We start from the raw sequence: 21,881 nt of genomic DNA on the forward strand, positions 1-21,881 counted from the left end.
CCGGGGCTATAGCAGGAGCTGTGCCAACGGCGAGAGGGGCGGTTTAGACGGGGTGGCGGGATTTAATGAGCGGAAATCCGCTTAGGTCTGAGTTGTGGTGAGCGGAAAGTCGCTCATTCAGGCTGATGGATAAATGTTGCCTGTGCGGGCCTCTTCGCGGGCAAGCCCGCTCCCACAGTGGTCGGTGGTGTTCACACATTCTGTGTTCAGCACAAAACCCTGTGGGAGCGTGGCTTGCCCGCGAAGAGGCCCGATCAGACACTGCAAAACTCAGCTGCCCGAAACAAACATCTCCCGATTCAACCCATGCCGCTGCAGCTTTTCATTGAAGGTGCGGCGCGGCAGCTGCAATTCTTCCAGCACCGCTTTCACATCGCCCTTGTGCCGGGTCAACGCCGCACGCAGGCACTGCGCTTCAAACGCTTCCTGCTGCGCAGCGAGGGATTGGCCGGGGTCGATGCCCTGCACCGGCTCATCCAGCCCCAGCACCTGCCGCTCGGCAACGTTCGCCAGTTCCCGCACGTTGCCCGGCCAGTCGTGGCTGAGCAGGTGACTCAATTGCGCTCCGGAAAGAGGCGCAAAGGTGCGGCCCAGACGCTGGGCGGCGCTGAAGGCGAAAGATTCGAACAGCAGCGGGATGTCTTCGCGCCGATCACGCAGCGGCGGCAGACGCAGCTCGGCGACGTTCAGGCGATACGCCAGGTCTTCGCGAAAACGTCCGGCCCGGGCCTCATCCAGCAGATCCGGTTTGGTCGCGGCGACAATCCGCAGATCGACACGAATGCTCTGGTTCGACCCGAGGCGCTCCAGCTTCTGTTCCTGCAGCACCCGCAGCAATTTCACTTGCTGGGCCAGCGGCATGCTTTCGATTTCATCGAGAAACAGCGTGCCGCCGTCGGCGTATTCCAGCTTGCCGATACGCTTGCCGGACGCTCCGGTGAACGCACCACTTTCGTGACCGAACAACTCGGCTTCGAACAACTGCTCGGGAATCGCCGCGCAGTTCAGCGCCACGAAGGGCTTGTCAGCGCGCGGGCCGAAGTCATGCAGGCAGCGGGCGATCAGTTCCTTGCCGCTGCCGGTTTCGCCACGGATCAGCACGTTGACCGGCAGCGCCGCCAGATCCAGCACCTGGCGGCGCAAGGTCTGCATGCCACGGGACACGCCGAGCAGCGTCGCGTCGAGGCGGGCGCGGTGGTCGGCCTGCGCGTGCAGGGCGCGGTTTTCCAGGACCAGCCGACGCTTGTCGAGCGCGCGGCGCAGGCTGCCAAGCAGGGTGTCCGGGCTGAACGGCTTCTCGAGGAAGTCGTAGGCGCCGTCACGCATGGCTTCGACCGCCATCGGCACATCGCCGTGGCCGGTCAGCAGAATCAGCGGCAGATCGGCATCACGTTTCTGCACTTCGGCCAGCAACTGCAGACCACTGAGACCGGGCATGCGCACATCGCTGAGGATCACCCCGGGAAAGTGCGCCGGCAGGGCCGCGAGGCAATCTTCGGCGCGGCTGAACAGCTGCACCTCGAACCCCGAAAGACTCAGCCATTGCTCCACGGCGTTGCGAATGCTGCTTTCGTCATCGACCACCATCACTGAATTGAGCATCAGAGGTGTGCCTCCAGATCGATCGGCAGGGTCAGGGCAAACATCGCGCCGGCTTCGCCATTTTCCGCGCTCAGACGCCCACCGGATTCGTGCACGATAGCGAAGGATACCGCCAGCCCCAACCCCAGACCGTCGCCGACCGGTTTGGTGGTGAAGAACGGGTCGAACACCTGATTCAGGTGTTCTTCGGCAATCCCGCCGCCATTGTCGATCACACTCAGGCGCCACAGCTGTTCGTCGGCTTCCAGGCGGATTTCCAGACGCTTGCACGGTTTGCCCTGCATCGCATCAAGGGCGTTGCGCAGCAGGTTGATCAGCACCTGTTCGAGGCGGATCGCATCACCCCGCACCCAGGCCGGACGCGTCAGGTGCAGCACCAGGCTGACCTGTTCGTCGCGCAGTCGGGCGTCGAGCAATTGCAGCGATTGATCGACCACCGTCGCCAGATCCAGGCGTTCGCGCAGACCGCTGGGGCTTTTGCGGGCGAAGGTTTTCAGGTGGCCGGTGAGCGACGCCATGCGCGTGAGCATGTCGTCCACCGGTTTGAGCGCCTTGTAGGCGTCATCGACACGGCCATGCTCGAGCAGCAGGCGCAGGGTCGCCAGTTGCATGCGTTGCGCGGTCAGCGGTTGATTGATTTCGTGGGCCAGTGCGGCGGACATCTGCCCCAGCGCCGCCAGTTTGGCCGATTGCACCAGACCGTCTTGCGCGGTGCGCAGGTCGCGGGTGCGTTCCTCTACCAATTGTTCGAGTTCTTCGCGGTTGCGCTGGCGGACTTTCGACAGGCGCCAGCGCTGATTGAGGAACAGCAGCAAAAACACCAACGCCAGCCACACACCCGCAGCGGCCAGCCCGGCGTTGCGCAAGTCTTCGAAGGCTACTTGCGGGCGGCGCAGCAGGTGCAGGGTCCAGCCTTCGGTGGTCAGCGGCAGCGATTCCCACAAGTAATCCGCTGTTCCGTCCGGGCCTTCGACCCGGCGCAAGTCGCTGTTGTCGTCGAAGTGACGCAGCGACAGATGCGTCAGCGGGACCAGCGACTGTTTGTCGTACTGCCGTGTACGCTTGATCTCGGCCATGTCGCGGCTATCCAGCGGCCGTAACGAGCGATAGCGCCAACCGGGCTGGTTGGCGATGAAGATGATCCCGCGCGCATCGCTGACCAGCAGCGTGTCACTGCCCTGGCTCCATTCGCGTTCAAGCTCGGGGAACTCCAGCTTGACCACCATCGCCCCGAGGAACTCGGCGTTGTCGCCCAACACGGCGCTGGACAGAAAATATCCGGGGATGCCGCTGGTCACGCCCACCGCATAAAAGCGCCCGCTGCCCTGAGTGCGGGTCTGGCTGAAGTACGGACGAAAACCGTAGTTGTGGCCGACGTAACTGCTCGGCAGGCGCCAGTTGCTGGCGGCCACCGCGAGGCCAGTGTGATCGAGCAGTTCAAGGGTCGAGGACTGCGCGGCGCCGTTGATTTGCTCCAGTTTCAGATTCAGCGCGTTCTGTTGCTCCGCACCCACCGGCCCGGCCAGTGCGCCGCGCAATTGCGGATCCAGCGCCAGCACGGCGGGCAGAGCGCGGTAGCGGTCGATCAGGGTATGCAGTGAGTTGGCATACAGCGCCAATTGCTGGCTGGCGCGGGTAGCGTCTTCCTCCAGCGCTTGACGCTCGGCGTGGCGGATGGCAAAGGTCGCGGCGATGGCCGCACCGGCAATGATCAGCAGGGTGTACAACGACAAACGCAGGGTACGAGAAGTCGGCAGCATGCTGGACTGATGGATAAGGGGACGGGCGGGCACGATAGCATGGGGCCGGCGATCCTGTTCGCTTCATGTGTCAGCAGATCAGACCGTAGTGAACTGACGGGATCTGGAGCGCAATATAGTGCGCGTGTAATCCAGCTCGTTGATCACGGCCGCCGTGGCATACCATAGATTGTGCGGTGTATTGCCTTCGTTTCGGCCCAATAGCCCATAGGTATTGATTGCCGTCATGCCTGCGCCCTCGAAGGCTTTTTCGATATCGAGCATGTTGGCGGATAAATAATCGATCAACCCGCTCGCATTGGCGATGCCCTTGGCTATTTTTTGAGCACTGAGCTCATGACTGGCTCCGGCGATTTCATGGCCTATTTCAATTGCGCCCAACATCGCACCCGCCGTGGCGCTGATTTCAGCGGCGGCTTGCGGCAGCATTTCTTTGGCGCCAACACTGATGAGCGTGGACGCCACTTCCTTGGAGCCCTTGAGCACGCCCTTCTGCGTATCGGGGATCATTTTCGCGTACTTTTGCTGCAGGTAATGGACCGGTGCCATGGTTTTATATTCGGCTTTCTCGACGATTTTTTCCTTGGACAGGCGGCTGGCCTTGAATTTCACAGAAGCGCTGGCGCCGGTGCGTTCTGCGGCGTAATCCCACAACCCGCTGATCAGTTTCTTTGCACCAATGCCCATCGCGGCCCCCAGGACATTGCCCACGCCGGGGGCGGCGGCGCCCAGCGCCTGGAAGAGAATACCGACCAGAATGCCGCCACCATAGGCCACGACTTGTCCGGCCAGGTGTACACCGGTGCGGCGCAGGACGGCCCCGGCAAATTGCCCCGTCGAGCGCTGGTTGAGTACCTGTTGCTGGGCATCCAGACCGCGACGCAGCGACAGCGCCAGAATGTTCAGGTGACGTTCGACCTGATGCGACAGGTTGGCCCGAGCCCGGTAATTCTGTTTTTCCTCTTTGCTCAGTGCCTTTCTCTGATCGCGCTGAGCGGGTGTTTCGAGAAACCCGTCCAAGGTCTGGCCGTCGGTGTCGATGTGGCCAATCGGATTGTTGGCGACAAAGGCATACAGGTTCAGCCCGTCGATATCCAGGGCCGGATCAGCGCTGACCCAGCGTTGCAACCACGGTGCGTAATAGCGTGCGCCGTAGTAGTAAAGGCCGCTGCTGTCCATTTCCCGGCCTGAATAGCGAATGGTTTTATAGCCGACCTCCAGTGTCGAGCGAGTTGCCAGCCAGGCGGTTCCACCAAATGCGTAGTAATGCTCCAGGCTGATGACGTCAGCCTGCCGATCAAGCTCCAGTGCGCAAGAACCAAGATGGTCATCAAGGTTGTAGCGCAGTTGATCGGCTTCGATGCCGGGCGGTCGGCCGCTGAGCCAGTGCAGGCAACGCGCCCCTGGAAGAATGATGACATGCAGTTGCTGGCCGTCGCTGCGGCTGTGGATTTCCAGGCCTGGCAGGTAGCGCACCTCGTGACGGTGGGTGACGGACGGGGTGTGGCTTAGCGCGCACTTGTAGATGCGCTCACCTTGGCTGTAACGGTAGGTTTCAACGTCGTCGGGCAAGCCGTTGCTGTGTTGCAGCAAGGTAACGCGGATCAGTTGATCCCGACTGTCCCACGCCAGAGGCTGAGCGCCGGGTTGCAGTCTCAACTGGTTACCGTGCTCGTCGAAGTGATCGCTGAACACCGGGTCGGGATCGCCGGGTTTGCAGCGCACCCCACGATTACTGTTCGGGTCGATCTTCATCAGTTGAGTGAAATTGTGGCCTTCGCGCACATGCACAAGCTCGACGAGGTTGTTTCCCGCGTCATATGCATAATGTTCGGTGTAGTTGTAGCGTCGTCCTGGATCGACAGGCTGGATCGGTTGCGGCAAACCGGGCGACTGCTGCGGGATCTCGCCTTCGAAGCCAAGACTTTCGATCAAACGATAAAGCGAGTCGTAGACAAAGAGACGGACGCCATCGACGCGCTGATTGGCAAAATACACCGTGGCCAGGGTGCGGTCTTCGATACGCAGGACATTGCCGACCGGGTCGTAGGTGTAGCGCAAGTCCTGCAGCGGTTTTTCCTGATCCTTGCCGGCCAGCAGATTCAGCAGCCGACCGTCAGCGGGATCGTATGCGCGGCGGCTGCGAACACCATTGCCGGCCAGTTGTTCCAGCGGTTGGCCGGAGGCGTTGTACGTGGCAGCGTCGAGCACCGGTTGTGCCGCGTCAGCCCCGGCTATCCACAGCGATACCCGACTTAACTGGCCGGCGACATCGTAGCTCGAGCGTTGTCGGTGACCACCGGCATCGGTGACTTGCACCACATTGCCGTGCGCGTCGAAATCCATACGAGTGATGAACGCTGCCGTCTCGCCAGACAGCGTACGGGTTTCACCCAAGGCCTTGCCATGCAGGTTGTATCCGTCGACCACCACCGTGGCGCCCGGGTCGGCGCTTTCGCTCAGCTCACCGCGCAGGTTATGCCCGGGGTCGGCATTGTGGTCGGCATAGCTGTAGCGCTCGACATCGTCTTGCGCATTTTCAGTGACGGCGATCAACCGCATCATCGGGTCGTATCGATAGCGCCATTGCTTGCCGCGCTGGTCGTGGCGTTGCAACACTTCATTGGCCAGACCGGGCAGATTGACGCGCCAGCCGGAATCGATGCTGTCGACTTTCAGTCGTTCGCCGTCCAGACGGTAGGCGGTGGTCAGGCAGGGCACTGGGAGCCGTGGGTCATATTGTTCGATCAGACGGCCGTTGGGGTCGTAACATTGGCGGGTGATCCGGCATTGGACTTCGGCGTCCACCACCGCCCGCAGATAAGCAACGGTTCTGACCGGCAGCCCCCTGGGGTCGTGAGCCGACAGGGTGGGCGTTCGCCAGTGCACTGAAGGACTCATGCCCGCCCCTCCGTGAAACGGATCATTCAGGCTGCCTTTTTCCGGGTTCGGCGCTGCGCCAGCAAGAACTGATTGTCAGTAGTGCCCATCGCTTTGTACGCCGTCATCATGTCTTGAGAGCGCTTGATATTGGACAGCGTAAAACGGGTCAAACGACGCAGGTCTGAGCGAGAGATGGGAGTCAGGGTTTCTGCCGATGTCATATGGTTGATGTTCGGCAGGGAGTTGGCCGGGTAAACGATATCGGTGCCCAGCGCATCGAATGCATTTTCAGCCCAGCCGGCGCGTTGTTCTACCGCCGATTTCCAGTCATCGAGCATTGTGTCTATTTTCTTGATCTTTACCGGATCAAGGCGGTTTTTGATGTCTTCTGCTTCTATTGCCCGGGCAAACATGTTCAGTGCTGCGGGGATGATCGATATCCACGAAGCCATGAGCCGGCCCATCACGAAGGAGGGGTTGAGTACCGCATCAAGGCCCGGATGAATCAGGTTGTCCTTCACGTCTCGCCAAGAGTTGATTTCCTTGGCGCCCTCTCTGATGCCCAGCCCGTGATCAATAGCCTTGACCGAGATCTGCGAGGTTTGCGGAATCAGTGGGCCCGTTCTGAAACCTGCGCTGTTGGCTATCGGATCGATCATGGCCGTGGCAGAGTCGCCGCCGATATTGCCGCCGATCACGCCTCCGGTGGTGGTGTAGGGTGTGGTGCCAGGCACATTGGGCATGATCAGGTCAACCTGCTTGCCGCCTGCAACACCGCCCTCATAGCCGACGACCCCTCTCACGACTTCGCCTCCCATGTTCAGTGCCAGATTCATTGCCACACCCTCCTCATGGAGAATGTTGTGGATTTGCCCCGCCACCTGCGTGGAGTGTCCCTGGACCCTTGAAAGAAAGGCTGAATACAGCATGATCACACTTTCCGCTCTGTTGTTTCCGTCAGGATCCACATAGCGCAGCGGATTGTTACCGACGAACGCAAACCGGTTCGGCCCATCGACATCTCCCGCCGGATCCGCACTGACCCATCGTTGCAACCACGGCGCGTAATACCGCGCACCGTAGTAATACAAACCGCTGACATCCATTTCCTTGCCTGAATAGCGCAGCGTCTTGTAGTCAACCTCAACAGCCGAGTTCGCGCTCATCCACGCGGTCGCACCGAACGGGTAATAGCCTTCGTGGCTGATCAAGCGCGCCTGCTGGTCCAGTTCCATCACGCAGGAGCCCAAGTGATCATTGAGGGTGTAACGCAACTGGTTGTCGGCAACGCCCGGCGGTTTACCGCTGAGCCAATGCAGGCAAACGGCATGGCTGCCGCCGCTGGCGAGGCTGATGACGTGCAATTGCTCTGCGTTGTCCTTGCTGCGGATCTCCAGTCCGGGCAGGTAGCGCACTTCGTGGAAATGCCGGGTAGAACCGCTGTAGGTGTCGTGGCGTTTGTACACGCGCACGCCTTGGCTGTAGTGATAAAACTCGGCGTCATCCGCGCCGTTTTCGCGTTGGACCAGGGTCACCGAGGCCAGTTGATCGCGGGCGTCCCAGCGTAATGTCTGTCCCGGTTGCAGGGCCATCAGGTTGCCGTGGCGGTCGAATAGCTGAGCGAAATCCGGAGCGGGGTCACCTTCTTTCCAGCGCACACCGCGATTGCTCGCAGCATCGATACGCATCAACCGGGTCTGGCAGGCGCCGTCGCGCACATGACACAGTTGCGTCAGGTTGCCGCCGTGATCGTAGCGGTAGGTCTGCAGGTAATTGCGCCGGTCGTTGGGATCGCTCGGTTGCGGTCGGCCGGGGAGGTCGTCGGGGGCAGCGTCGTCGTAACCGCTGGCGCTGATCAGCCGATACAGCGAGTCGTAGCTGAAGGTGCGTTCGCCGTCGACCCGCTGATTGGCGAAATGGCTGGGCGTGAAAGCGTGGTCGAGGATCCGGGTCGGATTGCCGACCGGGTCGTATTCATGCTCGAAGTCCTGCAGGGGCTGCTGCGCACCTTTCTGTGCCCATTGCCGTTGCACAAGCCCGGTGTCCGGCTCATAACGCCAGTAGCGGCTGACACCATTGCCGGCATGCTGCGCGATGATCTGTCCGGCGGCGTTGAAGTGCGCGTCGAGCAATACCGCTTGCCACGTGTTGTGTCCGGCCAACTGCAGTTGCAGATGCTTGAGCTGACCCGCGAGGTCATAGCGCGATTGCTGACGGTGGCCGCCGGCGTCGGTCTGTTCCAGCACCGCGTCCAGCGGGCTGAAGATGCGCTGGGTGACAAATTCCCGGGCATCGGTATAGGTGCGCCGTTCACACCGCAACTGACCGGTCAGGCTGTAGCTGTCCAGGTGCAGGGGGCCGGACGGGTCGAGCTGTTCCAGCAATCGTCCACGCTGATTGTGATCGGTCGGGGCACTGGCATCGGCATAGGTGAAGGTGTCGCTGAGCGGGTCGGCGCTGTTGCTGATCGACACCAGGCGCAGCAACTCATCGTAGCGGTTGCGCCAGTGCACGCCGCGTGCGTCCCAGCGCTGCAAGATTTGCCCGGCCAACCCGGGCAGACTCAGGCGCCAGCCGGCATCGACGTTGCTGACCTTAAGTGGCTGGCCGTTGAGGTCGTTGAGGTGGGTGATAGTCGGACCGTTCAGGCGTGGATCGAACTGCGCCACCAGATGCCCGGCCATATCGTGCTGTTGCCGCGTCACCAAGGCCACGGCCGGTTCATCGGCCAGTGCGCGCAGGTAGGCAACCTGACGCAGCGGCAAGCCGCGACTGTCGATCACGAGGAGCGACGGCGTGCGCCGATGGAGATTGGCGTTCATCAGTGCAGGGTCCAGGGGGATGCCGGCTTCGACTCGACGGATTCGTCGGTGTCGTTGAAGTCTTCACTGGTCTGATACCACGGATGATAAGTCTCGCGAGAAAAATAGCCCTTGGCGTTGATCAACTTGATCGGACGCCCGAGCGGGTCATAGAACAGTTGATCGAAGTAGCCGTACCGTCGTAGCGATTGATCATTGACGTAGCCGTGAGTGTCGGCAAAAAACGGCCGGAACTGCCGCACCGCCAGGCCCTTGTTGTTGTATTCGACCCGGGCGCTGACCCGCCAGCGTGACTCGGCGTGTTCCTCGCGCAGCTGTCCGCGATCGACGATCAGCGACCCATCAGCGGCCACCGCACAGGCGATTCCGGGTTCGACCCGTTGCAGGGTTTGCAGCGCGCGGCCAAAGCCGTCCACGTAGCTGATGATGATCTGCACTTGTGCCGCCACCGGATCATCGGGGTAACGGTCGGCACTCAGCGTCACGCTGTGCACCGGTGTGCGCGCAACCGCGTCGATGAGCTCACGCAGTGCCTGTTCGGCGGGTGTCGGCGCCGTCAATTGCGCGAGCCGTCGGCGCGCGCTGGCGCGAATGTGCAGGCTCGGCAAGACATCGCCGCTGGCCAGCCATTGGTCAAGCAGCTGCGGCGTTGCGTTGATCGTCGCAGGCAACCGTCCCATCCAGCTGAACAAATCCCTGTGCAAGGTGCTGGCCGCTTTTTGGACGGTCGCTTGCGGGTTGGCGATGGCGGCGTCCGGGCCTGGATCTACTGGGCGGACGTATTCGTCGAGCGGTCGAAAACCGGCAGCGACAGCGTTTTCTGTGCCATGGAAACTGGCCGCAAAAGGTTGGCCAGAAGGTGCGTAAAGTGCTTCCTGAATGTTCTCGTTGGCATCGATGATGCGCACGGGCTGCAGGGCATGGCGATCGTATTCGCAGCGGGTGATGCAGCCATCCGGCAGTTCGACGCTGATGACCAACAGGCGATACTCGTCATATTGCGCCTCGGTCCAGCCGTGGCTCAGGGTTTCGCGGTACTCAAGGACCCGGAAGAAATCCTTGGCCTCGGCGTACTTCGCGTAGTTGTAATGCGCGGACCAGAGGCTTTCTGCGTCCGCATTGATCGCCGAGTCTTCGAACAGCAACGCCATCGGTGTGTAACCGATGTTCGCCAGCTCCTGCAGGATATCGAACGGTGGCGGCACAACGTCGTAGGCGGCGAGGGCCGTCTTGTCAAAGCTGGCCATTTCCAGCGGCGCTTTCAGCGCTTCGAACCCGGCTGTACCGTCGGGCAGCGGACTGCCGTCTTCTGTCTCGATATAGCGCTGCACGGTTTGTCCGCTCAGCACCCGCAGGGCATTCCACTCGGGCGAGCGGACATGCTCTTTGAGTAAATCCCATGTCACCTGTTGCGGATTGAGGCCCGACGGCAGATCACCTTTGGGCAGCGCCAGCGCATTGCTGCGTTGCTGCCAGGGCAGGCCCAGCCGCCATTGATAGAGCTTGTCGTCCAGATCAATCGCGCGCGCGCGCGTTTCGTTGATATAAAACGACTGCTGCGCCGGGTCATGCGCGTCCCGCCACCACTGTTGCTCGTCGGGGTCGCTGAAAGGCGGCGGATCACCGGGCAGGCGCCGTCGTGCATAACTGATGGTCAGGCTGTGCGTGGCGTGGCCGTATTCGCTGCTGGCAAGCAACACTTCATGCCGGCACAACGGGTCGTCAATGAAACCATCGTACTGATAGCTGAGTTTTTCCAGGGGCTGCACCAGCAGCACGGCTGCCGCTCCCTGCCGACCTGTGGGCTGGACATCTCGTACCCGATAGCGAAACTCTTCTACCGCACAGAGCCGTGTATTGGCCGGCTCGTCAGTGCCGGTCCAGGTTTCGATGCGGGCGACGGCGCCGACCAGCGCGCGCGCGATTGCATGGCGTACGCCTTCGTCCTCTGGCGTTACGGGTTCATCGTATTCATCGCCGGGGTGATAGCGACTGAAGACGGTGGGTCGCAAATCAACTGCGTCACGGTCACCGTCGAAGTAGCCGTGCCTTGACCGATCCATCGCCTGCCCGGTCAAGAACCATGTACAGACCCGCACCGGTGCTGTGAAGCCAACGTCGTCATCGCCCGCCGAACGTTCACTGTCGCTCTGCTGCAGGTGACCGAAACCTCGAAACTCACGCTCGATACTGTCGTAGACGCCTTCGCGATAGAGGCACGATTGCGTCAGGCAATTGCCGGTGATTTCATCCAGTTGGCGTTGCCGGCTGACGACTTGAACCGCGAACGGTAAATGGCAGACCGGTATTTCTCCGGGATGATCGGTGAGCCACTGCTGCTTTTCATCCAGCCATTCCTGGGCAGAGCTGCGATAGACCACTTGCGTGGCGCAGCCCATGTTGTTGTTGCTAGCGGTCAGCAAGTAAGGCTTGGCCGCGACGAAGTCGTAGCGCCAGTGCTGCGGGGTCATGTGCGGCACCGTCAGGATCAGGCTGGCACAACCCAGCCCTTGCAGATCGGCGAAAGTGACCTGACACAGGCGGTCGTAACTCACGCCTTCCGGCCACGGCACGAAGACGGGCGTCTGTTCCAGGCCATTGCCGCCGCGATTGAGGTAGATCTCGAAGCCGGCGGTTTTCAGATAAAACAAGGCCGGTGCGCCGGAGCCGTCGATGTCGGCGATCCGCAGTTGTTCGACGTTGAATTCGCCATACAGGAAGGGCAGGGCACTGATCACCCGGCCTTGGCCGAATTTGCCATGCCCCAGATTGGGCCAGGATTTGATTTCGTTGTGCCGGATCCGGCACAGCTCGCTCATGTCACTGCCGAGCATGTTGCCCAGAAACACCAGTTCTGTGGGGGCGTTGCCGAACAGCGGCAGGCTGTCCTCATCGTCTTCGCGAGGCACGTCTTCGGCGCTGGAAAATCCCTGCTCCCGGCGGTTGGCATACAAGCGCACCGCGCGCGGACCGATCAGTGCCAGTGAGTTGAGGCCATCACCGACCAGGTCGCCGAGCTGCGAAAGTGTGTTGAAAAACTCCAGCGGCATGCCGTTAAACGCGATGAATGGCGCCCAACTGCGGTCGGCATTCAACGTGCGATATCCGCTGATGCCCGGTTGGGCAACGCTCCAGTCCAGTCGTCCGTTGCCGGTCAGGTCGAGCAAGATCTGCCGGGCGGCGCCGTCGCGTCTGGCCACCGGGATCTGTTCCAGTTCAGTCCAGGGCGCATAGGTGATGGCGTCAGGTCCCGCGATTGCACGAAGCGGTTCGCGGTAATACCAGCACTGCTCGTAGCGGCAGAGAAATCCCGGTACACCTTCGCCGTACAGATCGACGCACTGGTAAAACTGCCCATCCTCGATGCCTGGCACAGTGTCTTCGGCGAATATCTGTGTGGGGATTTTATTGATCTCGAAGGGCGAATAGTCAAACTCCACCGGCGGTGTCGTCTCCAGCGCGCCGCTGGCATCGAAGGCCTGATAGTGAGCGGCGTTGATCCGGTTGTAAGTCCACGGATCAGAGGGCGACGGGTATTCGAGCAGCAGCCGCCGCACCAGCAGTGGATCCTCATCGGCAGGTCGCGAGAAGTTGTGGAACATCAGGATTTGTCGGCACAGGCGCCGCGTGCTCAGCTCGAAACCCTGACCGAAGGTGGAGAACGGATCCCGGCGTTTATCCCAGACAGCCAGGCTGTCGCCAGCGTACACCGGAGCTTCCGTCAGTGAACGGGTGCGCTCGCCGTAGTCGAGCAACAGATGAAAATGCCAATCCAGTTCGGCCGGATCGTCCACGGTCCAGCTGTACAAATGCTGGCTGGCGCTGACATTGCCATAGAACACCGCGTGCAAGTAACGCTGGGCGCGGTAATCGTGAATCGGGTCGAGGTCCTGATCATCGGCCAGATAGGCGAAGCAGATGTGCTCGCCAAGCGGATTCATGCTCTCGCACAGCAACCAACTGCCGACGCGATGTGCATCGTCCGGATCGGCCCGGCGCGAGGCGCTGGTCTTGCCGTATACGTGCAGCGAACCGTCCGCGCCGTGGATCAGCCAGAAGGGTGGCTCCTCTGGTTCACCCTGCGCAGCAACGGGCTGCCAGCGTTCGCGCAGGGTAAAGTCGCTCTCTACCCGTGGCCAGAAGCGCACCACGTTATGAGCGCCGACGGGAATGGCGTTGTAGCTGTCTTCTACACGTGACTTTGGTGTGCCATCACTGTTCAGTTCGGGGTGCCAGACTTCACCGTCGTCACCGATGATTTCATCGAGATCGCTATAACGCGGTACACCTTTTTGAGTACGACGGCTGATCTGTCCAATGCCCAGGCTCCAACCGATGCCGAACGGCCCGTTGCCGGCCTGGCTGCTGTAAGTCAGCGTGAGTTCGGGATCCCAGCCGCGTCCGGCGGACAAAGGCAGCGGCAGTTCAAATGAAGCCGCGCCGGTCGCACCGACCGCTCCCCAGCTTTTGCCGATGGTGGTGATCGACGCGCTGCTGGCGATGGACGGGGTGATGATGCTCAGCTCTTGATCGGCCATGGTCGGATCCATTGCACACGTGACACACGTGAGTGCACAGACGCTACCAACAAGTGGGAAGTACGTAACCTGTCAGATCTGACAGGTGCCAAAGGGCTATTGATGTGCAGGGTACAAAAAAGGCCGGCTCGTCACAGGACGGGCCGGCCTTGTTCATGGCTGTGAAACGCTTACTGCACTTCTACCGCCAGGCTTTCGGCGATCTTCTGCTGCCAGATCGCCGGGCCGGTGATGTGTACCGACTCACCGTTGCTGTCCACTGCGACGGTGACCGGCATGTCCTTGACCTCGAACTCGTAGATCGCTTCCATGCCCAGTTCGGCGAAGGCCAGCACCTTGGATTTCTTGATGGCCTGGGCCACCAGATAAGCGGCGCCGCCCACGGCCATCAGGTACACAGCCTTGTTGTCCTTGATCGCTTCGATCGCGGTCGGGCCACGTTCGGACTTGCCGATCATGCCCAGCAGACCGGTCTGCTCCAGGATCTGACGGGTGAATTTGTCCATCCGCGTCGCGGTGGTCGGGCCTGCCGGGCCCACCACTTCGTCACCGACCGGATCCACCGGGCCGACGTAGTAGATGAAGCGACCTTTCAGATCCACCGGCAGGGTTTCACCCTTGTTCAGCATCTCGACCATGCGCTTGTGCGCCGCGTCGCGACCGGTGAGCATCTTGCCGTTGAGCAGGACGGTTTCGCCCGGCTTCCAGCTCTGCACTTCTTCCGGGGTCAGGGTGTCGAGGTTGACGCGACGGGCCGACGGGCCGGCTTCCCAGACGATTTCCGGGTAGGCGTCCAGCGATGGCGCTTCCAGCGAGGCCGGACCGCTGCCGTCGAGCACGAAGTGCGCGTGACGGGTGGCGGCGCAGTTCGGGATCATGCACACCGGCAGGGAGGCGGCGTGAGTCGGGTAGTCCATGATCTTCACGTCGAGCACGGTGGTCAGGCCACCGAGGCCCTGGGCGCCGATGCCCAACTGGTTGACCTTCTCGAACAGCTCCAGACGGATCTCTTCGATACGGTTCTGCGGGCCACGGGCTTTGAGTTCGTGGATGTCGATGGACTCCATCAACACTTCCTTGGCCATGACCGCGGCTTTCTCGGCGGTGCCGCCGATGCCGATGCCCAGCATGCCCGGTGGGCACCAGCCGGCGCCCATGGTCGGAACGGTCTTCAGCACCCAGTCAACGATCGAGTCGGATGGGTTGAGCATGGCCATTTTCGACTTGTTCTCGGAACCGCCGCCCTTGGCCGCCACGTCCACTTCCACGGTGTTGCCCGGGACGATGGAGTAGTGGATGACCGCCGGGGTGTTGTCCTTGGTGTTTTTACGAGCACCCGCCGGGTCGGCGAGGATCGAGGCACGCAGGACGTTTTCCGGCAGGTTGTAGGCGCGGCGCACGCCCTCGTTGATCATGTCGTCCAGGCTCATGGTCGCGCCATCCCAACGTACGTCCATGCCCACACGCACGAACACGGTGACGATGCCGGTGTCCTGGCAGATCGGACGGTGGCCGGTGGCGCACATGCGCGAGTTGATCAGGATCTGCGCGATCGAATCACGGGCCGCTGGCGATTCTTCGCGCAGGTAGGCTTCGTGCATCGCCTGGATGAAATCCACGGGGTGGTAGTAGGAAATGAATTGCAGGGCGTCGGCAACGCTCTGAATCAGGTCATCTTGCTTGATCACGGTCATGAGTCGCGCTCCTCTAAAAGACGGGAACATTCAATAAGGTGCTTGCAGCTTGGGTGCATCGGTCGGTTGCAAGCACCTTTCAAGGCACGCCGGGGCTGCTGGCGCGACGCTAAAAAGGCGCGGCAGTATACCGCGCCTCGGTGGTGGGCACACATTGGCTTTTGGTCGGATAAACATTGTGGCGAGGGGATTTATCCCCGGTCGGCTGCGCAGCAGCCGTAAATCCTGTGCACCCGGTTTGTCTGAGGGATTACAGGGGGCCGCTTCGCGCCCCATCGGGGATAAATCCCCTCACCACAGGTCTTCATGGGGCATTGATGGGTCATGCATTTGACGTCAATTTTTGGCGCCGAAAATCGGTGGTCATTTATCGACCGCCCCTCTAAAGTGGCATCCGGTCTGTAGAGTAGGACACTCGGTCAGCCTCCTATCGCACGGTGAGTCAACGATTGACCCATAACGCCATTCAACGTCTTTTGCTCAAACGCTTCGCCCTCGCTGCGGCCACCTATGGATTGGCTTTGCTGCTGCTGTGGCTGGCGTTTTTTACCGGGCATTACCCGCAATCATTGAACAGTGTGGCCATCGGCAGCGCGCTGGTGGTGATCTGCCAGGCCACGTTGTTTGCGCTGTTCTGGTCCGGGCACAATCAGCGCTTTGCCGACCCCAGCCTGACCGAAGCGCAAGTGCTGCTCGGGCTCGGCTGGCAGACCTGGCTGATCGCTCATCTGGACGAAGCACGTGGCGCGTTTCTGGTGTTCTACGTGCTGATCCTGCTGTTCGGCCTGTTTCATTTATCCCGGCGCGCGTTCATTCGTTGCGCGCTGCTGGTGTTCTTCAGTTTCTGTGCGATCACTCTCTGGGACGGCTACCACTTCCGTCTGCCGGATCCGGCAATGGCGGCGTTGCAGGTGTGCATTCTGGCGATGGTCCTGGCCTGGCTGGTGATTTACGCACGCTTTGTCCAGGTCTCACGGCAACGCATGCGCCAGCGCCGGTTTGCCCTGCAGGCGCATCAGGACACCTTGCGCGGCATGATGCGCCAGCTCGAAGATCTGGTGGCCACCGATGAGTTGACCGGGCTGTTCAACCGCCGGCATTTTCTGCGTCTGGCTTCCCGCGAACTCGACGACATGGAGCCGGGTGTGGTTCACGGTCTGGCGCTGATCGATCTCGACCATTTCAAACGCATCAACGATCTGCACGGCCATGCCGCCGGCGATCAGGTGTTGCAGGCCTTCGCTGGCGTGGCGGGTGCCTGTCTGCGTGACGGCGACGTGCTGGCGCGTTACGGTGGCGAGGAATTCGTGGTGTTGCTGCCCGACTGCGATGCCGAACGCCTGACGGCTTGTTGTGAACGCCTGCGCATTGCTTTCACTGATGTTGAACTGGTGGGGCTGAATGTGCGCAACCTCAGTCTGTCGGCGGGCATGACCCTGCTGGAACTGGGCGATGATCTGGACGACGCCTTGCAGCGCGCCGATCAGGCGCTGTACCGGGCCAAGCGCGACGGGCGCAATCGTTGTGCAGCGGCGTGGGAGAATGTGGATGCCTGAACTTCGGGTCGGTGACCGGCAATGGTCGGTGTCGGCGGGCAGCAATTTGCTCGACGCGCTGAATCAGCACGGCGTCGCGGTGCCTTACAGCTGCCGCGCCGGCAGTTGCCATGCCTGTCTGGTGCAGTGCGTGAACGGCTTGCCCGCCGACAGTCGCCCGGACGCCTTGAGTGCTGAACAGCGCCAGGAAGGCTGGCGGCTGGCCTGTCAGTGCCAGGTCACGCAAGACTTGCAGGTACACACCTTCGACCCGCTCACTGACGGTCGCCCGGCGGTGGTCGAGGCGCTGGACTGGCTCAGTGACAACGTCCTGCGTTTGCGCCTGACCCCACAACGACCGCTGCGCTACAGTGCCGGGCAACATCTGGTGTTGTGGATCAACCACATCGCCCGGCCTTATTCGCTGGCGAGCCTGCCGCAGGAAGACCGCTATCTCGAATTCCACCTCGACTGTCGCCAGCCCGGCGAATTCAGCGATGCGGCGCGGCGCCTGCAGATCGGCGACCTGATCCGCCTCGGCGAGCTGCGCGGCGGCGCCCTGCATTACGACCCGGACTGGCACGCGCGCCCGCTGTGGCTGCTGGCCGCCGGCACCGGGCTGGGGCCATTGTTCGGCGTGCTGCGCGAAGCCTTGCGTCAGGATCACCAGGGCGCCATCCGCGTCATTCACCTGGCCCATGACGCGCGCGAGCACTATCTGGCCAAACCCCTGGCGGCGCTCGCCGCGCAGCGCGAAAACCTCAGCGTCGAGCTATGGACGGCGGCCGAGTCAGCCGCCGCTTTGGCGCAACTGCGCCTTGTTTCCCGGCAGACCCTGGCCTTAGTCTGCGGCTCAACGGCCAGCGTCGATGCGTTTGCCAAGCGTCTGTACCTGGCCGGACTGCCGCGCAATCAACTGCTGGCCGATGTGTTTTTGTCCCGCCGTTAAGCGCTGAATCTCGTGTGAAGGTGAACTCCTGTGGTGAGGGGATTTATCCCCGATGGGCTGCGCAGCGGCCCCCAGTTTTTCTGAGCGCTGCGCACTCAATCGGGGATAAATCCCCTCACCACAGGAGTTCTGGCTCACCACAGCAATCCAGCCTCACCACAAAAGAACTTTGTCAGCCCTTTTTAATGTTGAGTAACGCTGATGACCGAAGCCATCCTGCTGGAACGCGAACGCGGCTTGCTTACCCTGCGCCTCAACCGCCCGGACAAGAAAAACGCCCTGACCCGCGCGATGTACAGTCGCCTTGCCGAGGCCCTGAAGCAGGCCGACAGCGATCCTGAAATCAATGCCGTGCTGATCACTGGCAGCGCCGAATGCTTCACCGCCGGCAACGACATCGCCGACTTCATCCAGCAACCGCCGAGCGACCTCGACAGCCCGGTGTTCCACTTCATGCTCAATCTGCTCGAATGCCGCAAACCGGTGATCGCCGCCGTGGCCGGCGCGGCGGTGGGCATCGGCACCACGTTGCTGCTGCATTGCGATTTGGTCTACGTCAGCCGCGATGCGCGGTTGCGCATGCCGTTCGTCAACCTGGGGCTGTGCCCGGAGTTCGGTTCCAGCCTGATCCTGCCGCGTTTGCTCGGGCAGGCCAAAGCGGCCGAGTTGTTGTTGCTCGGCGAAGGCTTCAGCGGGGAGCAAGCGGCGCAGTGGGGCATCGCCAGCGAGGCGCTGGGCAGCGGCGAAGCGGCGCTGAACAAGGCGCGGGAGATGGCGTTGCGTTTCGATGAATTGCCGCCGGACGCGGTGCGCATCAGCAAGCAATTGATGAAGGCGCCGGATCGCGACTTGATCCGTAAGGTGATCGAGGAGGAGGGCGCGCTGTTTACTCAGCGCTTGCGCTCGCCGGAGGCGTTGGCGGCGTTGACCGGGTTTATCAAGCGGCATTGAGATTTTCGCTGGCCGGGCTGGCCTCATCGCTGGCAAGCCAGCTCCCACAGTTTTTGTGGTGGATGCAAGATCTGTGATCACCGCCTAGCCCTGTGGGAGCTGGCTTGCCAGCGATGAGGCCAGAGCCGATACAAAATCTGTTGGATCAGAATGCAAAAAGCCCCGGCACTCACATGCCGGGGCTTTTGGTTTTCAGCGAATCACTCAGACCTGTGGATCGCCCACGTGCAGGATCTTCATGCCGTTGGTGCCACCGGTGGTGTGGTAGCTGTCGCCCTTGGTCAGGATGACCCAGTCGCCTTTTTCCACGACGCCGCGCTTGACCAGCTCGTCGATGGCTTTCTGGCTGACTTCGTTCGGGGCCAGCGAAGCCGGATCGAACGGTACGGTGTACACGCCACGGAACATCGCCGCGCGGGCCTGGGCTTCGCGGTGCGGGGTGAAGCAGTAGATCGGCACCGACGAACGGATACGCGACATGATCAGCGGGGTGTAGCCGCTCTCGGTCAGCGCGATGATCGCCTTGACGCCCGGGAAGTGGTTGGCGGTGTACATGGTCGCCAGGGCGATGCTCTCGTCGCAGCGCTCGAATTCCTTGCCGATGCGGTGGCTGGAGGTCTTGCTGGTCGGGTGCTTCTCGGCGCCAACGCAGATGCGCGCCATGGCCTGCACGGCTTCCAGCGGATAAGCGCCGGCAGCGGATTCGGCAGACAGCATCACGGCGTCGGTGTAGTCGAGCACGGCGTTGGCCACGTCGGACACTTCGGCGCGGGTCGGCATCGGGTTCTGGATCATCGACTCCATCATCTGGGTCGCCACGATCACCGCTTTGTTGTGGCGGCGTGCGTGCAGAATGATCTTCTTCTGAATGCCCACCAGCTCGGCGTCGCCGATTTCCACACCGAGGTCGCCACGGGCAACCATGACGGCGTCGGAGGCCTTGATCAGACCGTCGAGGGTTTCGTCATCGGCCACGGCTTCGGCGCGTTCGATCTTCGCCACCAGCCAGGCAGTGCCGCCGGCTTCGTCGCGCAGTTGACGGGCGTAGTTCATGTCCGCCGCATCACGCGGGAAGGACACGGCGAGGTAGTCGACTTCCATTTCGGCGGCGAGCTTGATGTCGGCCTTGTCTTTTTCAGTCAGGGCCGGCGCGGTCAGGCCGCCGCCGCGACGGTTGATGCCTTTGTGGTCGGACAGCGGGCCGCCGATGGTCACAATGCAGTGCAGTTCGGTCGCGGTGGCGGTTTCGACGCGCATCACTACGCGACCATCGTCGAGCAGCAACTCGTCGCCCACGCCGCAGTCCTTGACCAGATCCGGGTAGTCGATGCCGACCACTTGCTGGTTGCCTTCAGTCAGCGGATGGCTGGTGGAGAAGGTGAACTTGTCACCGATCTTCAGCTCGATGCGCTTGTTGGCGAATTTGGCGATACGGATTTTCGGGCCTTGCAGGTCGCCCAGCAGGGCGACGAAGCGGCCGTGCTTGGCCGCGAGGTCACGCACCAGCTTCGCGCGAGCCTTGTGCTCGTCGGGGGTGCCGTGGGAGAAGTTCAGACGGGCGACGTCCAGACCAGCCAGAATCAGCTGTTCGAGAACTTCCGGCGAGTTACTGGCCGGGCCAAGGGTAGCGACGATTTTGGTACGACGGACGGACATGCAAAGACTCCTCAGGTTCAAGCGCTCGCAGAGGCTACTACGCTCTTTGGGTGTAGTCATTGTTCGTTTGCACTACTTATTGTTTTCTTTATTGAACGCGACAATCGGAGCAAAGGGCTCTGAAGATTTCTCGCCCGAGGTCGATAATGATCACAAGACAGGAGAATACCCCATGCGATTCGTGCCCATTGCCGCCCTTGCCCTTAGCGTCCTCGCCGTCACGGGCTGCACCCGTTGGTCGATGAACCATCATCTGAACAACGCCTACAGCGCCTATGACCGGGGCAATTGCGAGCAGGTGATGCTCGAACTGTCCAAGGTCGAACGCGCCAGCCGGGCCCGCCCGTATGTGTGGCCGGAAGTGTCGATGATGCGCGGTCAGTGCCTGGAACGGCAAAAGATGTACATCGACGCGGCGCAGACCTACCAGTTCATCATCGCCTCGTACCCCAACAGCGAATACGCCTTCCGCGCTCGCGCGCGGCTGGAAACCCTGCAGAGCCTGGGCCATTACCCGACGCGCAGCGCAGCGGCCGTGCCAGGTCCGCAACGCTTCTGATGCCGGGTGTCATACAAACGCTGGCCGACTGTACAAGCTGAGCTATAGTCCATTGATCCGGTTCGGCGCCTGGCGCCCGAACCGAGGCAACACCTGCGACTGGTAGAGGTTGAGGTGATGGCGTATTGGCGACCGTCACACCGGGAGCGGGGAGAGCGTGTCTGCGAGACGGGCCCGTTCCGAAGCAAAGGTGCGGCTCTGTAGTGGAGCCTTGCATGGCGTACTGCGCATGTTTACTGACCGCCGAATCGAACGGCATCAACTGCCGTACTTCCTCCGGGTGTACAACAGCGTCACCGACAAACCCATCGGTTTTCTGGGCAACGTGTCCGAAGACGGGCTGATGCTCATCAGTCAGTTGCCGATGATGCTCGGCGCCGAATTCCGTCTACGCCTGAAAATCCCTGCCAGCGATGGTTGCCAGCAGGTGATCGACCTCAACGCGTGTTGCCTGTGGTGCCAGGAAGACGCAACACCGCTGCATTACGACGCCGGCTTCAGCCTGCAACGCCCGCCTCCGGAATACGGGCAACTGGTCGAGGCGCTGCGTCAGTACTTCAGCTTCCAGCCATTGCCGGCTTCGGCCTGACTTCGGCGGCGCTCGCACGATTGCCATCGCGGGCAAGCCCGCTCCCACAGTGTCCTCGGTTGATCAAAGCGTTTGTGGACACCACAAATCCCTGTGGGAGCGGGCTTGCCCGCGAATGCATCAGCCCAGACAACGTCTATTCATGAGCTAACCCACAGCAATCGCCCGCTCACTGTCCAGGGTCTTCTCCGCCGCAACGGGAAACATCTGCATGCCGCGATCCACGGAATTGCGCGAGGGTGGCGGCTGGACGCAGGTTAGTCGACCGGGGGAAACCATCACCCAAAACCGGCGCGCCCGAAGGCGACCTGTGACAGCCACCATCGAGTGCGGGGATAGGGAA

The 21,881-nt window shown here is 61.6% G+C and carries 12 protein-coding genes; 5 read left to right on the forward strand and 7 right to left on the reverse strand.

Features of this window, described 5'->3' with window-relative positions; genetic code table 11:
* Positions 1-270 precede the first annotated feature (270 nt).
* From KVQ82_RS07425 to KVQ82_RS07450, 6 genes are all read right to left on the reverse strand, one after another.
* Entirely contained in the window at positions 271-1,602 is a 1,332-nt protein-coding gene (locus KVQ82_RS07425) for a sigma-54 dependent transcriptional regulator (RefSeq protein ID WP_222018532.1), read from the reverse strand.
* Positions 1,602-3,362: an ATP-binding protein gene (locus KVQ82_RS07430; RefSeq protein WP_222018533.1), complete on the reverse strand. Its 1,761-nt coding sequence runs from the start codon at positions 3,360-3,362 to the stop codon at positions 1,602-1,604. The genes KVQ82_RS07425 and KVQ82_RS07430 overlap by 1 nt, the downstream gene beginning before the upstream one ends.
* A gap of 78 nt (positions 3,363-3,440) precedes the next feature.
* Complete coding sequence (locus tag KVQ82_RS07435; RefSeq protein ID WP_222018534.1) at positions 3,441-6,263, reverse strand: RHS repeat domain-containing protein; 2,823 nt, start codon at positions 6,261-6,263, stop codon at positions 3,441-3,443.
* A 26-nt stretch (positions 6,264-6,289) separates the two neighbouring features.
* On the reverse strand, positions 6,290-9,067 hold the full coding sequence (locus KVQ82_RS07440) for an RHS repeat domain-containing protein (RefSeq protein ID WP_222018535.1): 2,778 nt from the start codon (positions 9,065-9,067) through the stop codon (positions 6,290-6,292).
* A complete protein-coding gene (locus KVQ82_RS07445) occupies positions 9,067-13,605 on the reverse strand; it encodes a SpvB/TcaC N-terminal domain-containing protein (protein WP_222018536.1) in 4,539 nt (1,512 codons plus the stop codon). The genes KVQ82_RS07440 and KVQ82_RS07445 overlap by 1 nt, the downstream gene beginning before the upstream one ends.
* 170 nt (positions 13,606-13,775) lie before the next feature.
* On the reverse strand, positions 13,776-15,299 hold the full coding sequence (locus KVQ82_RS07450; protein WP_027612504.1) for a fumarate hydratase: 1,524 nt from the start codon (positions 15,297-15,299) through the stop codon (positions 13,776-13,778).
* A gap of 449 nt (positions 15,300-15,748) precedes the next feature.
* Here KVQ82_RS07450 and KVQ82_RS07455 point away from each other — a divergent pair, with 449 nt between their 5' ends.
* The 3 genes from KVQ82_RS07455 to KVQ82_RS07465 all read left to right on the forward strand — a co-directional run bounded on the left by KVQ82_RS07455 (position 15,749) and on the right by KVQ82_RS07465 (position 18,734).
* A complete protein-coding gene (locus tag KVQ82_RS07455; RefSeq protein WP_108183636.1) occupies positions 15,749-16,855 on the forward strand; it encodes a GGDEF domain-containing protein in 1,107 nt (368 codons plus the stop codon).
* Positions 16,848-17,783: an iron-sulfur-binding ferredoxin reductase gene (locus KVQ82_RS07460; protein ID WP_222018537.1), complete on the forward strand. Its 936-nt coding sequence runs from the start codon at positions 16,848-16,850 to the stop codon at positions 17,781-17,783. Before KVQ82_RS07455 ends, KVQ82_RS07460 begins: the two co-directional genes overlap by 8 nt.
* 201 nt (positions 17,784-17,984) lie before the next feature.
* On the forward strand, positions 17,985-18,734 hold the full coding sequence (locus tag KVQ82_RS07465) for an enoyl-CoA hydratase-related protein (RefSeq protein WP_198758904.1): 750 nt from the start codon (positions 17,985-17,987) through the stop codon (positions 18,732-18,734).
* A 204-nt stretch (positions 18,735-18,938) separates the two neighbouring features.
* Here the strand turns inward: KVQ82_RS07465 and pyk are convergent, their stop codons facing one another.
* On the reverse strand, positions 18,939-20,390 hold the full coding sequence (gene pyk, locus KVQ82_RS07470) for a pyruvate kinase (protein ID WP_041068487.1): 1,452 nt from the start codon (positions 20,388-20,390) through the stop codon (positions 18,939-18,941).
* Positions 20,391-20,562: 172 nt separating this feature from the next.
* Between pyk and KVQ82_RS07475 the strand changes: the two genes are divergently transcribed.
* Positions 20,563-20,949 carry a tol-pal system YbgF family protein gene (locus KVQ82_RS07475; RefSeq protein WP_047296095.1) on the forward strand — a complete coding sequence of 129 codons (387 nt, stop codon included), beginning with the start codon at positions 20,563-20,565 and terminating at the stop codon, positions 20,947-20,949.
* Between the two features lie 229 nt (positions 20,950-21,178).
* Positions 21,179-21,538: a PilZ domain-containing protein gene (locus tag KVQ82_RS07480; protein ID WP_222018538.1), complete on the forward strand. Its 360-nt coding sequence runs from the start codon at positions 21,179-21,181 to the stop codon at positions 21,536-21,538.
* Positions 21,539-21,881 lie beyond the last annotated feature (343 nt).

Origin of the sequence: Pseudomonas sp. AO-1 (assembly GCF_019775695.1) — a bacterium.
Taxonomy (GTDB): Bacteria; Pseudomonadota; Gammaproteobacteria; order Pseudomonadales; family Pseudomonadaceae; genus Aquipseudomonas; species Aquipseudomonas parakoreensis.